16 protein-coding genes and 2 tRNA genes are annotated in these 16,566 nt (G+C 41.9%); 2 read left to right on the forward strand and 16 right to left on the reverse strand.

The genetic code is table 11. The annotated features are described in order from the left end of the window. Positions 1-3: 3 nt before the first annotated feature. The 9 genes from ACZMB2_RS05890 to ACZMB2_RS05930 all read right to left on the reverse strand — a co-directional run bounded on the left by ACZMB2_RS05890 (position 4) and on the right by ACZMB2_RS05930 (position 9,118). Positions 4-1,191, reverse strand: a complete 1,188-nt coding sequence (locus ACZMB2_RS05890) for an aminotransferase class I/II-fold pyridoxal phosphate-dependent enzyme (RefSeq protein WP_487595953.1) — start codon at positions 1,189-1,191, stop codon at positions 4-6. Next, positions 1,188-1,670 (reverse strand): Lrp/AsnC family transcriptional regulator, encoded by a 483-nt coding sequence (locus ACZMB2_RS05895; protein ID WP_118771152.1) that lies wholly within the window; start codon positions 1,668-1,670, stop codon positions 1,188-1,190. The genes ACZMB2_RS05890 and ACZMB2_RS05895 overlap by 4 nt, the downstream gene beginning before the upstream one ends. Before the next feature lie 12 nt (positions 1,671-1,682). Next, positions 1,683-2,669 carry an AIR synthase family protein gene (locus ACZMB2_RS05900; protein ID WP_487595954.1) on the reverse strand — a complete coding sequence of 329 codons (987 nt, stop codon included), beginning with the start codon at positions 2,667-2,669 and terminating at the stop codon, positions 1,683-1,685. A 17-nt stretch (positions 2,670-2,686) separates the two neighbouring features. Next, positions 2,687-4,147: a VanW family protein gene (locus ACZMB2_RS05905; RefSeq protein ID WP_487595955.1), complete on the reverse strand. Its 1,461-nt coding sequence runs from the start codon at positions 4,145-4,147 to the stop codon at positions 2,687-2,689. A gap of 106 nt (positions 4,148-4,253) precedes the next feature. Beyond that, positions 4,254-5,000 carry a 3'-5' exonuclease gene (locus ACZMB2_RS05910; RefSeq protein WP_487595956.1) on the reverse strand — a complete coding sequence of 249 codons (747 nt, stop codon included), beginning with the start codon at positions 4,998-5,000 and terminating at the stop codon, positions 4,254-4,256. Continuing rightward, a complete protein-coding gene (locus tag ACZMB2_RS05915; RefSeq protein ID WP_487595957.1) occupies positions 4,997-6,658 on the reverse strand; it encodes a B12-binding domain-containing radical SAM protein in 1,662 nt (553 codons plus the stop codon). The genes ACZMB2_RS05910 and ACZMB2_RS05915 overlap by 4 nt, the downstream gene beginning before the upstream one ends. Positions 6,659-7,214: 556 nt before the next feature. Continuing rightward, entirely contained in the window at positions 7,215-7,922 is a 708-nt protein-coding gene (locus ACZMB2_RS05920; RefSeq protein WP_487595958.1) for a hypothetical protein, read from the reverse strand. 663 nt (positions 7,923-8,585) lie between these two features. Further along, positions 8,586-8,750, reverse strand: a complete 165-nt coding sequence (locus ACZMB2_RS05925; RefSeq protein ID WP_487595959.1) for a hypothetical protein — start codon at positions 8,748-8,750, stop codon at positions 8,586-8,588. A gap of 83 nt (positions 8,751-8,833) precedes the next feature. Beyond that, a complete protein-coding gene (locus ACZMB2_RS05930; RefSeq protein WP_487595960.1) occupies positions 8,834-9,118 on the reverse strand; it encodes a hypothetical protein in 285 nt (94 codons plus the stop codon). Positions 9,119-9,215: 97 nt separating this feature from the next. Here ACZMB2_RS05930 and ACZMB2_RS05935 point away from each other — a divergent pair, with 97 nt between their 5' ends. Next, positions 9,216-9,383 carry a hypothetical protein gene (locus ACZMB2_RS05935; protein WP_487595961.1) on the forward strand — a complete coding sequence of 56 codons (168 nt, stop codon included), beginning with the start codon at positions 9,216-9,218 and terminating at the stop codon, positions 9,381-9,383. A gap of 452 nt (positions 9,384-9,835) precedes the next feature. Here the strand turns inward: ACZMB2_RS05935 and ACZMB2_RS05940 are convergent, their stop codons facing one another. Beyond that, positions 9,836-10,213, reverse strand: a complete 378-nt coding sequence (locus ACZMB2_RS05940; protein WP_487595962.1) for a hypothetical protein — start codon at positions 10,211-10,213, stop codon at positions 9,836-9,838. Between the two features lie 107 nt (positions 10,214-10,320). Then, on the reverse strand, positions 10,321-11,469 hold the full coding sequence (locus ACZMB2_RS05945) for a plasmid recombination protein (protein ID WP_487595963.1): 1,149 nt from the start codon (positions 11,467-11,469) through the stop codon (positions 10,321-10,323). 319 nt (positions 11,470-11,788) lie between these two features. On the opposite strand from ACZMB2_RS05945, the gene ACZMB2_RS05950 reads away from it, so the two are divergent. Then, positions 11,789-12,970 (forward strand): tyrosine-type recombinase/integrase, encoded by a 1,182-nt coding sequence (locus ACZMB2_RS05950; RefSeq protein WP_487595964.1) that lies wholly within the window; start codon positions 11,789-11,791, stop codon positions 12,968-12,970. Between the two features lie 247 nt (positions 12,971-13,217). Here ACZMB2_RS05950 and ACZMB2_RS05955 read toward each other — a convergent pair. From ACZMB2_RS05955 to pfkA, 5 genes are all read right to left on the reverse strand, one after another. Next, a tRNA-Gly gene (locus ACZMB2_RS05955) sits at positions 13,218-13,289 on the reverse strand. A gap of 28 nt (positions 13,290-13,317) precedes the next feature. Next, a tRNA-Gly gene (locus ACZMB2_RS05960) sits at positions 13,318-13,388 on the reverse strand. A gap of 243 nt (positions 13,389-13,631) precedes the next feature. After that, entirely contained in the window at positions 13,632-14,648 is a 1,017-nt protein-coding gene (locus ACZMB2_RS05965; protein WP_487595965.1) for a cell wall hydrolase, read from the reverse strand. A gap of 159 nt (positions 14,649-14,807) precedes the next feature. Then, positions 14,808-15,578 (reverse strand): TrmH family RNA methyltransferase, encoded by a 771-nt coding sequence (locus ACZMB2_RS05970; RefSeq protein WP_487595966.1) that lies wholly within the window; start codon positions 15,576-15,578, stop codon positions 14,808-14,810. Continuing rightward, entirely contained in the window at positions 15,578-16,552 is a 975-nt protein-coding gene (gene pfkA / locus ACZMB2_RS05975; protein WP_487595967.1) for a 6-phosphofructokinase, read from the reverse strand. Before pfkA ends, ACZMB2_RS05970 begins: the two co-directional genes overlap by 1 nt. Positions 16,553-16,566: the final 14 nt, after the last annotated feature.

Consider the following 16,566-nt stretch of genomic DNA (forward strand, 5'->3'; position numbering starts at 1 on the left):
TTCTTACGCCTGCCCCTTCTGCTCCGCACGAAGTTTCTCAACAAAGCGCTCCAGTCTTGCCAGTGCAGCCTTCAGATTTTGCAGAGAATATGCATAAGAAATACGCAAGAATCCTTCTCCGCTGTCGCCAAATGCGGTGCCCGGTACAACGGCTACTTTCTCTTCCATCAGGAAACGCTCCGCAAATTCTTCCGACGTCATGCCAAATTCTTTAATACACGGGAAAATATAGAATGCGCCGTAAGGCTCAAAGCATTCCAGTCCCATCTCTTTAAATGCATTAACCAGATAACGACGACGCTGATCATAAGCCTCCCTCATGGTAGCCACATCTGTATCTCCGTTTCTCATGGCTTCTACGGCCGCATACTGGCTGGTCGTCGGTGCACACATAATCGCAAACTGATGAATCTTCGTCATCTGTTCAATAATCTCTCTCGGTCCACAGGCATAGCCCAGACGCCATCCGGTCATAGCATAAGCCTTGGAAAATCCGTTGATCAGGATCGTACGCTCTTTCATGCCCGGAATGGAAGCGATGGTTACGTGGTCGCCCTTGTAACTTAACTCGCTGTAAATCTCATCGGACAGGACAAAGATATCTTTCTCCATGACGATCTCTGCAATTTTTTCCAAATCCGCCCGCTCCATAATGGCTCCGGTAGGATTGTTCGGATACGGAAGCACTAAAATCTTCGTCTTATCCGTAATGTGCTCCAGCAGTTCCTCCGGTGTCAGCCGGAATTCATTTTCTGCCTTCAGCTCGATAATCACCGGCTTTCCGCCTGCCAGAATCGCACAAGGTTCATAGGATACATAGCTCGGCTGTGGGATCAGCACTTCATCCCCCGGATCCAGCATGGCACGCATGGCAATGTCAATACCCTCACTGCCACCAACGGTTACAATCGTCTCATGATGCCAGTCGTAGGATACCTGGTAGCGGCGGTCCAGATAGTTGCAGATCTCTTCTCTTAATTCTTTCAGTCCGGAATTGGACGTATAGAAGGTCCGTCCTTTTTCCAAGGAATAGATTCCCTCATCTCTTACATGCCAGGGTGTGTCAAAGTCCGGCTCACCTACACCAAGGGAGATCACATCCTTATCATTCATCTCACTTACCAGATCAAAGAACTTACGGATTCCGGATGGTTTAATATTTACAATGGTTTCAGACAGTGGGTTTCTCATGGGGTCACCAACATCCTTTCATCTTTTGACGGATTTACCATCACAGAGCCATGATCTTTATATTTCTTCAGAATGAAATGCGTTGCAGTGCTCAATACGGACTCCTGTGTGGACAGCTTCTCGGATACGAACTGTGCCACGCCGCGCATGGTTTTGCCCTCGATCATGACCATAAAGTCAAATCCTCCGGAAATCAGATAGACACAGTCTACTTCCGGATAGTTGTAGATTCTCTCTGCAATCTTGTCAAATCCCAGACCTCTCTGCGGAGTTACCTTTACCTCAATCAGCGCGGTTACTTTCTCGGAGCTGGTCTTATCCCAGTCAATCAGTGTATGATAGCCACAGATCACGCCTTCTTTTTCCATATCAGCGATCTCATTTGCCACTGCTGCTTCGTCCGTTCCCAGCATAATAGCAAGATCTTTCAGATCCACACGACTGTTCCGCTCGATGTATGTTAAAATCTTTTCTCTCATTTCTCTATTCCCCTACTCATATATCTTATATAATTCGTCTGTCTTCGGTCTTTCCAGATAAGCAGTGTCTTCCCCGTTCACTATCTTCTTTGCTTTTCCTTCCACGCAGCGTCCTACAATCGACGCCGGAATTCCGGCTTTCTTCAGTGCCTGCACCAGACCCAGTCCGTCGGGTGCCGCCATCAGCATAGAACCGCTGGAAATCAACTGGTACGGGTTCAGATGAAACTGCTCACAGACCTCTACGGTTTCCTGACGGATGGGGATTGCTTTCAGATCAATCTCCAGTCCCACGCCGGATGCCTCTGCCAGTTCCCAGAGCGCTCCGTAGATACCGCCTTCCGTTACGTCGTGCATGGCCGTGACTCCATGAGCCACAGCCACCATGGCCTCTGGAACCACCGAAAGATACTGATCAAAGGCTTTCGCCTGATCCACAAAGCTTCCGGTGAAATGTTGTTTTAGTTCTTCTTCTTTTTCTTTTGCAATGATGGAGGTTCCCTCGATTCCAATCCACTTGGTCACGATCACGTCATCCCCCACATGGGCTCCGCCGGTGGTGATCAGACGGTCTTTCTTTGCCTTACCCACTCCGGTCACAGAGATGACCGGTTGATTGACTACTGCCGTCACCTCCGTGTGTCCACCCATTACCTGTATATGCAGTTTCTCACAGGCGCATTCCACTTCCTGCATCAGCCTCCGAATCAGAGGCTCATCCGCAGAAGGCGGCAGTAAAACAGTCAGAAGAACTCCTACCGGTTCCGCTCCCGCGCTTGCCAGGTCATTAGCCGTAATCTGCAGGGCCAACGTTCCCATATCTTTCTCCGTTCCCGTAATCGGGTCTGTAGAGAGCACAAACACTTCATCCGGCGCCAGCTGCATGACTGCACAGTCCTCGCCCACTCCGGCTCCTACCAGCACTTCATCTCTCTTGGTATGAATCTGACGGAAAACTGCTCTTTTTAATATACTTTCCGGTACCTTTCCTATCTCCATGGGTTCTTTCGCCTCCGTTATTGTGCCGGTGCCGCAGCTGCCGCAGCTGCATTAGCCGCATTAGCCGCTGCTACATTCGCGTCCGCCAGTGCCTCGTCCTGTGCTGCGATGGCCGCCCTCAGATTCTCCGACAACGTCGGATCTCCTGCCGTACCATAGGTAACAACACGGTCACTGCCCTTGTAAGTACTCTTATTGATCTTAATCCGGTCTGTCTGCACACCATTGACCTTTACGATCTTGTAAAGCTCTGCCACATATCCGGTCTTTCCGGCAGATACGTTCTTATAACCAAGTCCCTGTCCGGCATCATCTCTTAAGATGGTGTTCGGCTTTACTTCATTTACCAGAACACTCTCGAAGGAAATGCTCCGGTTGCTGTCTCTGGTTTCTTTTCCGTAGATATTAAATGTAATCTTCTTATCAGAAGTAGTATATCCTTCTATATAAATCGGGTAATCCGTAGAATTCTTGAATTTAAAATCCTTATAGGTTCCGGCAATAGCCGCATCCTCAGACAGTTCTACATAATGAACGGTCATGGAATGAGGAGAACGCTCCACCACTTCCAGCTCTGCCCGCAGAACTGCATTGTAAAGGGTCGTAGATACCTGGCAGATACCGCCTCCCATACTGTCGACCACTTCACCATTCAGATAGGATCCCGCCATGGCATACCCATTTTCTGCGGTAAATGGCGCTACCGTCTCATACATAGAAAATGTCTCGCCCGGATATAGTACCGTTCCATTCACATGTTTTGCACCACTGTTTACATTCTTGGAACGATCCGCACCGGAAGTAGAAAAACTGGTGGTGAAGGATCCAAGCAAATCCTTTACATAAGCCAGATCCTCGGCACTTCCCTCCGGTTCCGTTACCTGTACCGGAAGCTCCAGAGAATTTTCCCCATCTGTCCAGTCATTTTCCAGATAATTCACAATAGCCTGAATGGAACTGTCTGTATTCAGCTCTACACCCTGTTCTCCCGGTACAAAAGTAAATGCGCCGTTTTCACGGCTCAGAGAAGCATTCTTCGCCGGCTGGTCATACTGAGTGCAGGTCTCTTCCACATACACCTTAACCATTTCTTTGTTAGCCTGACGGCTCAAGGTATAATTCATACCACTGTGCTGCAGGTCCTTCTGGTCTTTATAACGTTTTACGATATTGCCGGTACGGCCGACTCTTAACGCACTTGTCACTGCGTCTTCATTGGAATAGGTTACACCAAAAGATGACAATGGGGCATCCAGCTCATTGTTCCCGATCTTCAGCTTCAAAATCTCCTCACCCAGTTTTGTCTCATAGGCTTCCAACGCGCTTATTGCCTGGTCTTTCGTCATTCCTGACACATCTACACCCTCAATGGTAATTCCTTTGAGAATCGTCGCTTCCGCCGCACAGACGGTCATGCCAAGCGCCAACACCAGCAGACAAGTCAGAACTGTTGCGCTTCTCCACAACTTTTTCATCATACTCTCCTCTTCTCCCGATTACAGTGCGTAGCTCAATAATGGCAGTACCATGGCAATCACCAGAATTGCCACAATCACGCCCGCTACAATTCTTCTTTTTTTATCATTATACATGCTTTCGATCCTCCTGCATTTTTCTGCGTCCCGGAATCTTCCCATATTGTAAAATAATCTTATCAATCATGCGGGAAGCTTCGCTTTTTGTCATAGTTTCCATGCGAATATTTGTATCTATTCTATGATATTTCAGTAAATCATTCAAGTATCCTTTTTGTGAATCTGTCATAGGACTCTGTTTTTTTACACTATACTGCAGCTTTCTTGCTACAAAAGCTTCCGGCTTCTGCTCCCCGAATTCTGCCCAGAGTTTCCACAACAGTTCATGGGTGGCCAGTGCATCGTCAAGAGCCCGATGGGAATGCCCCGGATCAATTCCATAATGTGCACAGAGATCCGGTAGTTTTCTGGACGGCAGATCCGGCAGAAACTGCCTTGCCAGCATCAGCGTATCTAGTCCCTCTTTTTCAAAGGTGAATCCCAGATTCACCGCACCCTGCTTCAAAAATCCGAAATCAAAGGAAATATGATGTCCCAGAATGGGCAGATCGCCACAGAATTCCAGAAATTCTGAAAATGCCTGCTGCGGTTTCTTTCCTGTGTTCTGCATTTCATCCGTAATTCCTGTCAGTTCCACTATCCGTTCAGGAATCTCCACTCCTGTATCAATCAGCGTAGTAAAGGTTTCCCATACCTTTCCATCGCAGACTCTGGCTGCACCGATTTCCAGCACCCGGTCTTTCACCGGATTCAGTCCGGTTGTCTCCGTATCCAATGCAATATACTGACTGATCACTCCGGCTCCTCCAATATCTGCATGACAGCGTCTCCGGTCAGCGGATCCCTCGTCCGGTAGTCAAACATCACATAAACCGGTCTCCTTTCCCGCTCCAGCACTTCCACATGCACCTGTCTGCCATATTCTCTTGTCATGATTTTCAACTGCTCTTTGTACGGACTTAAATCCGATGCAAATGCCGGGCGGCTTTTGAGATTTTCCCTCGCATAGAGATCCAGCACCATGCACTGCTCATATTCTTTCAATTCCCAGCCTTTTTCTTCTGACAAGAAGCGGCGCAGGATTTCATACCGGGCAATTCTTGCGTGACCGATACCGGCCAGGCCTTCCCGATCATAAAAGTCTGCCAGTTCCTTGAAAAACAAGAAGGGTGATGCATACCGTTCCATAATCTTCGAAATAGTCCGGTCAAACTGACGGCTGTTATAGTAAACTTCCACCATATCTTCCACGCCCTTTAGGAGCAATACATCTCCATAGGAAAGCCAGTCTGTGGTCAGCACTTCATAGGGTGCTCTCTCATGCCAGTTAATTCCGTATCCCGGAGCATCCTCCCGCATACCGGAGCCTTTCAGCACCTTCAAAAATCCAAGCTGCAGCTGATCCGGCCTCATGGCATAAACGTCATCAAAAGATTTCTGAAAGCTGTTCACATCTTCATACGGAAGACCCGCAATCAGATCCAGATGCTGATGAATATTTCCAAAGCTCTTCACCCGGCTGACTACTTTTTCAAGTTTCTTAAGATCCATGGTTCGATGAATGGCTTCCACAGTCTTCGGATTGGTAGACTGTACACCAATCTCCAGCTGAATAAGCCCCGGTCGCATCTTCTCCATGATGGCAAGCTCTTCTTCCGTTGTAATGTCTGCGGCAATTTCAAAATGAAAATTAGTGATTCCATTGTCATGCTCCAAAATCCACTGAAGCAATTCTACGGTCCGTTTCGGATTGCAGTTAAAAGTACGATCTACAAATTTCACCTGCGGGACTTGTGCATCCAGGAATATCTGCAGTTCCTTCTCCACAAGGGGAAGACTTCGGAACCGGACTCTTTTATCTATAGAGGAAAGGCAGTAACTGCATCGGAATGGACATCCTCTGCTGGACTCGTAATATATAATCTTATGATTAAAATCCTTCAGATCTTCATAAGCAAAGGGTATCTCATCCATATTAACAGGCTCCGCCCACGGATTTTCCCGCAGACCTCCTGATGCTTCTCGGTAAGTAATACCGGAAATCTGCTCCAGCGTACCACTTTCTTCTATATAATAAGACGCCAGCTTCGAAAAACTTCTTTCTCCTTCTGCCCGCATGACACCGCGGACCTTCGGGTAACGTTTCAGAAATTCTGGTGCATCATAGGATACTTCCGGACCTCCAACCCACAGTTCTGCCTGCGGGAGCACCTTTGGAAGCTCCTGCAGCAGTTCTCCTATCATCTCACCATTCCAGATATAACACGAAAAAGCAACCACATCCGGCTGCCTTCGATAAATGTCCCCCAGCACCTGATCCGGCTGCTGATTGATTGTATACTCCGCGATCTCAATTTGATCACCATATGCTCTGGCCGCTGCACGCAGGCTATAGACAGCCAGATTGGAATGAATGTATTTGGCATTTACTGCCACAAGCAAAATCTTTTTCATTGCCTCATTGTAACATATCCCCCGCAGATTGCAACTTTCTTCTCTTTATGTTTCGCATTTCTTTCGTCTTTTTAGAAATCCTTTATTTTGTGACCACATTTTGGTCACAATTCCCTGTTATTATAATACTCGTAACAGGAACACATCAGTATTTCATTCATAACACTTTAGGGGGCTCGAAAGAGTCCCCACTCCCTCGAAAAATTCAAGACCGCAAGGTCTTTTTATTTTGCTCTTTTGTCGGTATACATTCGTGTACACTTTCCTCTGAACGCAAAAAATAGGAACCATTGAATTAACAATGATTCCTGATCTTAGAGAAGAGCACGAGACGGGATTCGAACTCCTTCGTGCTCCAAAATATCTTGTAAAATGGAGGTTTGCACAACGCTCACTCTCCTTGTATACAAGTTGTATACATTTTCATGTTAGCATACACAATTAAGTGATTAACAACGATGATTGTAACAAAATATTTTTAAGTTGTCCAGCCTTTTTTTGAATAACTTTTAATTTTGTGGTTCTTTTTTGTTTGTATCTGTCATACTATAAATGATTATAACTGTTCTTTTATTTCATAGTATGACGGATCATGACTAAATGGTTCTAATGTTGGTGCATCTGCAGTGTATCGAGATGTCGAATGTGTATAACCTGCAGTATCTTTTTCTGATGATGAAACTAAATATTCTTTACACTCTTTCGACATCTCATTAAATGTCTTATATGCACTGTCAGTTGTTAAGTTCCAAAAAGCAGATTCAGTTATACTCTTGTTTCCAATTTTTGCTACTTGTGGATTTATTGCATATATCGCGGGATCGTGGCCTGCTGCTTTTTTGTATAATGCAATGAATCCACATTCTATTAGTGTTTGAATTTCATTTCTTATCGTTGTTGGTCTTAATTGCAATAATTCTTGTACACTATTCCCTTGCGTTTTTTTAGTTTTGCTTTTATAAACTTGCATTGATACTGTTCCATCTTTGCACATACGTTCTATCATTAAGTGCAATATATGATGTGCAGTTGGATGAGCATAAAGTAATGTCGATAATTGTGGACATGCATTTATGTTGCTTGATTGTACAAATCTAATTGTGTGATCTGTATATTGATGTAGCCTATATTGATTATCTGTATCTTGAAAATCCTCATCTGTTAATGATTTTAATAAGTCTTCTATTTCTTTGCAATGACTTGGACAAGCAACCATCATATCTAATAATATCTGTTTTGATGTTGACTTTATTTTATTGTCCATATATATGTATCCTTTCTATATTATGTTTTATTTTATTTAATTATTTGTTTTTATTTTATTATGATTTATCATAATATATCATATATAATAAGTGCGGGCCCGATTTTCCCCGTGGTTGAAAGGTTTTTGAATTTTAGACCGTTCCCGCTGGAATACCCAGACCCTTCCCGTGGGAACACCCTAAATTCTTTAGAGTATTCCCGTGGGGATGGTCTAATCCGACACAGACGAAACCCTGTACCGTGGTAGGGTTTCTTCATGTGTCTTTTGTATTTGTTTAATTGACTATTTGTATTGAATAGATCTTATTCAGTTGATTGGAATATTTGTTTATGTTGATAGACGATCTTTCGCAAACTTATATTTCATCTAGCGCCTAATATTTTGTTTCTGGTAAGTTTTGATTCTATGGGCATTTTGCTATGGATTTCAATTTGATCCTTCTTTTTCTAAACAAGCAAAATGCTTAGTATATCTTCCGAAACAAAATATTATCTAGATCTTTAATTTGTGATGATGAAACATAAGGTTTGCTAGTCTGTCTTATCAAAAGAGACTCGCCAAAACACTTTGTCTTCGTACCTTGCCAAAGTGCAAAAGGTTAGCGCACTTTTTGTTTTTAGTTTTTAGAATAATGAAAGTTAATGATTGCTATTTGTTTGATTATCTATTAAGTTCTTGCCACTGCTTGTCGTTTGCCATGTATTGTGCAATTATGAATTTGATAAAACCACACATAGTAAGACCATGGTCGTCAGCTCTCTTTTTAAGATAACTCATCATACTTTGATTTACAGCAATGTGAATAGTTTGTTTTAATACAGCCATAATTAAGACTCCTTTCAAATTTGTATATTCTTAATATGACAGATGGATCAATAAACAACATAAAAAAATACAGACCCAAAAAATTATGAGTCTGTATCGTTATTACTAAAAACTTTTTGCCAAATCATGTCAACTTGTTCAGGTGTCAAGTGTTCGTATTTTTGCAGTAGCTCTTTTTCATGTAGCCTTGTTTTTATTTTTTGGAGCATTTCATTCGATTGTGTTGTAAATTTTTTGAGTTGATAATTCTGTATCGGATGAAGCAACGGCCATATGTATTTCAAATAAAAGCATCTTCTGTCCGCCCACTTTTGACACCGTATAGGGTCTTTTTCATACTCCTCAAGAATCTTGTCATTCAGTTTCATATTATACCCCACTTTATATTGTATATTTTGCGTGTAATATCATGTATATATTACCATATTCCAACACATTATAATAGATGTGAAAGGAATAATTGTTATGCTGAAGATCGAAAAACGTGAGTATGTTAATCGTACATATAGAATGCCTAAATCACTTGTTGAAGAAATGAGCCAAGTTGCTCAAGATAAAAACATATCAGTGAATCAACTTGTCATTACTTTATGCGAGTATGCGCTTGAAAATTTGGATAAGTCTGAAGAGTAGTTCTTAAAATCAATTCTAAGGTCTAAATTATAATGAAATTCATTATAAAATCCGATCTAGAATGATTTAGACGATAAAGTATACCCTAGATATATTTTTATTAGAATTTATAATAAAATTTATTATGTTTTGGCTATACTTTTATTTTTTGGCTATTGCAGGTATTGAAAATCACATCTAGGACGAATGGAATGTGTTGGCAATCGGACTCATCTCCGCTAGTATGCTTTTGTCTATACGGGATGATCTATATTTTACATCTACCTGGCCGGTGGCTTAAGCAAGTATTTAAAACCAATTCTACACTCTAAATTATAATGAAATTCATTATAAAATCTGATCTAAAGTAAATTAGTCGATAAATTCCCCATTAAATGCCTTTTTTATGAGTTTTATAATAAATTCATTATAAAAAAAGACTTATACTCATTTTTGAATATAAGTCTCATGTTTCATCTTTTAATATCTAAACGATCATTGTAGTATGTATTCATCATCTGCAGGAGTGCAGCATCTAATAGCGTTGATGGATATTTTACGTCAACTTCTTGTATAAATGATTTCCACATTTCTGCTACATCTTTGCTGACTGTATATTGCTGTCTCACAGTCTTACATGTCTTATTACTTGCATCTACTGTTATCTTATTTGTACTATCTGAATCAACGTATATACGTCTTATGTTGCGCCGTTTCAGCTCGTTGCTAAATGCTGTATATGAGAACTCTGCATTTGTTATCTGCTTAAATGATGCTGTCTGTTTGTCTATTGCATTTGCAATTTCAATTAGTTCTGTGTTGCTCATGTTCTTGAGATCTGCTAATGTCATATATATAACCCCTTTCTGCTTTTATCTACTTCTAGTATGTCAGAAAAGTGTTGATAATAACTGTAATTGCATACCATGTATCATGCTATGAAACACTGTATGCAATTCTAACGCTCAAGGTCATCTAATTCATTGATTGACTGATTTAATTTGTCTATGTCTTTGTTGATTTTTATTCCAATATGCTTTGCAATCTGATCGAATCCGGGCACTTGGTCAATGACTGTGTTAATATGATCTGATATCATTTGTTCAGTCTTATCTAATACATCTAATTGCTTGTTCAATTTTGCTTTAGTCTGCTCATTACGTGATACTAGATCATTGTATTCATTATTTAATTTTTGTCCGATTTCATTAAACTTTTTTGTCTCATCATCTAGTGTATTATTCATTTCATCTATTTGTTTTTGCACGTCCGTAATTGCCCTGTCAGCACGTTGTTGTTCTGCAAGTATCATTTTATCTGCTTGTTGCTTTGCTTTCAGTTTACGAGCGTCCTGGCGCTGTATTTCAGCATCTGCATTTTGTTTTAACAGTTCTGCTTGTTCTATTGTTTGTTGTGCCTGCATCATATCCTGCTGTGCCTTATATTCTGCAATAGACAATGACTTTTTACCTTTAGAATCGCCGTCTACGATTTCAATATCATATTGTTTGCAAAACTCTCTGATATACTCACGCTCGGACTCTTGCCATTTAATTTGTGCTGTGTCTCTTTTGCTTTGTGATTTATAACCTGTCAATTCTTCAAATGCTTTGTTGCTTGATGCCTGTAATCGCATACCTTTGTCATAATGTCCGATCGGGATATAATCAAGATGCATGTGTGCGCTTGCTTCTTCGTCCAAATGAATATATGCTCCAATAAGATATAAGTTCTGATTGCGTTCTTGGAATGATGCTACATAGTCAGCACATACTGCAACAAATGTATCATCATCAATCCTGTTTTTTATGTTCCCCAACTGAAAAATGTATTCATAATGTGTGTTTTTCTTCTTATCGCTACGTACTTTTGAGTAATAGTTTTTAATTTTTCTGTCAGATCGTTTTTGTGTTTTATTATAATCGTCTACAGCATCTTGAAACAGTTGTTTATATGCTTCTTTGATGTCTATATCTATCAACGTAACATTGTTATCTGATAGTTCATTTTTAATTGTTGAATGCTTTCCCTCTTTACCTTGTACACGTCTATTATGCTCTATACTTGCCATTCTGCCCCCGTGCAGAGATAGTGTTTTATTATCCATGTAATCACCTTCCTTTTAGTGATTATGTCAGACAGGGTTCATCTTTAATGTGAAATTGCACCATCCATGTTTGTGTGTCGGCTGTCTTTACGCCAGCCTTATTTTTCTTTGTGGCTATAATATTCATTTAATGGCTGTGTCAAATACTAACCCAGTAGTAAAAATGACACTTCGCTTCGCTTGTATCATCTTTTCACTGGGCCCGCTGGGAGCCCTGCCGGGAGCTTTTTTTGCGAATTTCTATATATAACTTTTTTTCGAGTTTCTTTTGTTCAATAAAATTCATATTCCTAGTAAACAACTGAAGGGATATATGTTTATGACAAATAGAGAATTGACTGAAGCAATAGATCTAGGTATTATAGATATGAGCGCTGTGCATCAAAGTATTATGGCTACTAAAAAACAACAGGTACTAAAAATGCACAAATATAAAATTGCTCTTGCATCTGATGGACGTTATCAAACTATGTTTGTTGATCAAACAACTGGCAAACGTAAAAATATCAAGGGCAAAACTGAAGATGAAGTTCTAACTAAATTAGTTGATCTTTATTTTCAGAATACGTACATTGACAACTTAACATTTCATGATGTGTATACAGAATGGCTTGAACACAAAAAATTGACTACTTCTTCAGTCAATACGATTGTAAGACATAGACAACATTACAACAGATATTTTGCTAATTCAAAACTTGATAAGATGAAATTCAATAAGATTGATTCTCTCAAACTTGAAGAGGAATGTTGTCAGATTATTAAAAATTTCAATATGAGCCACAAGGAATGGCAAAATGCAAAAACGATTTTGAATGGAATGTATGATCTTGCTTTTACTAAAAAGTACATATCCACTAATCTTATGCATGATCTTAAAATCACTGTAAAGTTCAGACAAATTGCTAAAAAATCAGCAAAGACCGAAGTCTTCAATAATAGTGAATTGCCAGAACTCAATTCATATTTAGACAGTATGATTTCTGATACTCATGATGCTTCATTTTATGCAGTACGGATTAACTTCCTCTTAGGGTTAAGAGTTGGCGAACTTGTTGCACTTAAATGGGCTGATATTGAAAATCTGAATTTGCATGTAGTACGTGAGGAAGTACGCAATCAAGAGACTAACACTTATGAGATTGAAGATCATACAAAAACTCATGAAGACAGATATGTTACGTTAATTCCACAGGCACTGGAATTATTCAATCAGATTGATCGACAAGGTGAATATGTCTTTATGCGAAATGGGGAAAGGCTTACTAGTCGTCAAATTCAGTATGTTCTTGAGAAATATGCAGAGCGTAATGATAAAATCGTAAAGCGATCTCATAAAATGCGTAAGACATTTGCAAGCCGTCTTGCTAATGCAGGTGTTGCATTGGATTTTGTCCGGGAACAAATGGGACATACAAATCTTGAGACAACTTTATCATATGTCTACAATACTGCCACTGATGCAGAGACTTATGATTTAATGCAAAAAGCATTAGCATAGAATTTTATAATAAATTTATTATAAATTTCAAAAAAAATCAGTTTAGAGTATACTTTATCGTCTAAATCATTTTAGATCGGATTTTATAAAGAATTTTATTATAATTTAGACCTTAGAATTGATTTTAAGAGTGTCAGTAATCTCTAGTCAAAAGATTTATGCTATTTGAAATAATCTGTATACATTTGTATACAAGGGATAAAAAAAAGAAATGCTTGATTCTTCAGCATTTCTTTTATAAACCAAGAGCACGAGACGGGATTCGAACCCGCGACCCTCGCCTTGGCAAGGCGATACTCCACCACTGAGCCACTCGTGCATATCTATATGTAAACCCTTTCGGGTAAAGCGGGTGATGGGAATCGAACCCACGTATCTAGCTTGGAAGGCTAGTGTTCTACCATTGAACTACACCCGCATATATGTAAAACCCTTTCGGGTTTGCTGTTATATGTGAAAGCCCTTACAGGCCTTATTGTTGTATGTAAAAACCCTTTCGGGTTGTTTACGAAGTTGTTGTCTCGCTCGCGACAAGTGGTATCATACTATAAATCGCCGCACCTGTCAACTACTTTTTTTAAATTTTTCAAAAAAATTTTTATGCTGTCTTTCAACTGACGGAAAGAAGTGACAGGTCTTCATGGCCTGTCACTTCGATTTTTTAGTAGAATACGTGAGCCCCAATGACGATTCCATCCGTGCTGCCGGCACGTTTGAAATGAGTCAGATTCCCAATGACGGTCTCTCCGTTGATAGCCGCCTGTGCGGCCTGCATACAACTGGACTTGGGACCATTTGCCATAATAGATGCCACCTGTCCGGTTGCCGCCGGCCCGAACTGTCCCGGCTGAGAGATAACACCCTGAATACTATTCGGATAACTGCCACTTCTCACACGATTCATAACCACAGCACCCACTGCCAGCTGTCCCTCATAAGGCTGATTGCCGCTCTCGGCCTGAATAAGTGCCGCCAGAAGCGTCACCTCATCGCCACTTGCTGCAACAGCTCCCAGATTCTTTGTTCTCTTGGCTTTCTCCTCTTCTGCTTTTCTGGCAGCTTCCTCTGCCTCTATCTCCGCGATGGTCTTAGCCTCCCCATACTCGCAAGTCACTTCCACATACTCCGCAGAAATGTAGTCTTTTTCCCCATCGGCATAAAGGATTTCCAGCCATCCATCCTGTTCATCCCCAACTTCGATCTTCTCGCCTCTGCCGATCAGGTCAATAACCGATGCCTCGGTGCTCGGTTCATCCCGCACCTTCAGAGCATCCGTCGTTACCGTTGCAATCTTCGGTACATCTTCTTCCGCACGCTTTGCCGCTTCCAAACCAAATGCCAGATATTCATCGTTGACCCATCCAGTCACATCTCCGGACTGAATCTCGGTCCAGCCGTCTGTCTGCTCCAGAATCTCACCTGCATCTCCACGGAACATTTTCCCCACAACCGCAGAATCTGTATTGGCCTCTTCTCTCACGCTGACCGACTCATCCACCTTTGCCATCACTCGTCCTGTCCACTCACTGCCTGCCAGAACTTCATCCATCTGTTCCGGTGTCAGATCTTCCAGAACTGCATTCCAGGTATTCTCCCCTTCATTTCCCAGACTTGCAAATCCAGTCAGTCCCAGCCACATGGCGGTCATACCAATAATGATCATCCCTCTTTTCAACATACGAAATTCCTCCCGTCATTTGTTTTCTCCCCTATATATTATGATATCGAGAGAAAATATATTACAGAATTGTTACATATATTGCAAAGAGTTTAACAGAAAATAATAATTTTGTCAACTTTCAGAACATTTAACGCAATTTCAGGAAAAAAAAGAGATCTACCGACGCTGTCGGCAGACCTCGTACATCAGAACCGAAGCGGCCACTGCCGCATTTAACGATTCCAGTTTTCCATGCATGGGAATACGAATCCATACATCGGCACAGTTGCTTAAGCCCTCCGTGAGCCCATTGCCCTCATTGCCGATAAGGAATGCAGTTCCCTCTTTATAATTTTCTTCGTCGTAACAGTTTTTTCCCTGCAGATGTGCCGCATAAGTTCGAATTCCACGCCTCTTAAGTTCCGGCAGAATTTCTTCCAGCTGATCCACATAGAGGAACGGCATCCGGTATATAGAGCCCATGGTAGCACGAATCGTCTTTGGATTATAAATATCCACAGAGGTACGGCTCAAAATCACGCCATCCACACCAGCACCCTCTGCTGTACGAAGAATGGTGCCCAAATTCCCCGGATCCTGCAGATTTTCCAGAATCATGAGAAACGGATGCTTCTTTCCAGCCAAATCATCCAGGCTGTAATGATACTGTTTCATGACACACAGCACTCCCTGAGGCGTTTTTGTATCACTGACTGATGCATACACCCTGTCATCCAGTACTTCCAGTTCGCTGTTCCCGAAAAATGCCGCCCCTTTCTCGTCATAAAGGCTTTTGGACACATAGAGTTTCTGAATCCGTTCCCCGGGAGCTTCCTGGAACATCTTAATACCTTCTACCAGAAAGGCATCCTGCTCATTTCTGGCAGATGCTTTTTTCTTCAACTGCTGCAGGTTCTTCACTTGCGGATTGGATGTGCTTGTAATCATTATTTCGCCATATCTCCTGCAACTTCGATCATATAATTAGAAATATCTTTTCTCATACCCAGTGCATCATCGATGTCAAAATCACGAAACTCTCCGTGCTGATATCCTACCACTCGGTTGGTCTTTCCTGCACAGAGCAAATCCACGGCCATGGAACCCATCATAGTTGCATAAACACGGTCACGACAGGTTGGACTTCCTCCTCGCTGCATATAACCAAGAATGGTGGCTCTGGTCTCTACACCGGTAGCTGCCTCAATCCTTCTTGCCATGGATGTGGAATGTCCAATCCCCTCTGCATTGATGATAATATGATGTTTCTTTCCTTTTTTACGATTGCTGATAATATTGTTGATGATCTTCTGCTCATCATAATCATAGCGCTCCGGAATCAGAATATCCTCTGCTCCATTGGCAATACCGCACCAGAGTGCAATATAACCAGCATTACGTCCCATAACCTCGATAATACTGCAGCGCTCATGTGACGTCGACGTATCACGTACTTTATCAATTGCCTGCATAGCTGTATTTACTGCGGTATCAAATCCGATGGTATACTCGGTACAGGCAATGTCAAGGTCAATGGTTCCCGGCACGCCCACTGTATTAATTCCCAACGCTGCAAGCTTCTGCGCTCCTGCATAAGAACCATCTCCGCCAATAACAACCAGACCGTCAATACCGTGTTTTCTGCAAATCTCGGCGCCTTTCTTCTGCCCTTCCTCCGTACGGAATTCCGCACAGCGGGCAGTGAACAGGATGGTACCTCCCTTGTCCACAATATCACTGACCGAATGTCTGGACATATCGATGATATCTTCCTCCAGAAGTCCCTGATAGCCTCTCCGGATTCCTTTCACGTTCTTTCCTGCAGCACAGGCTTTTCTTACCACCGCCCGAATAGCTGCATTCATTCCCGGCGCGTCTCCGCCGCTTGTCAAAACACCAATTGTCTTTATCTCTTTTGCCATGGTCGCTTCCTCCG

This window comes from Hominiventricola sp. (genome assembly GCF_057604405.1).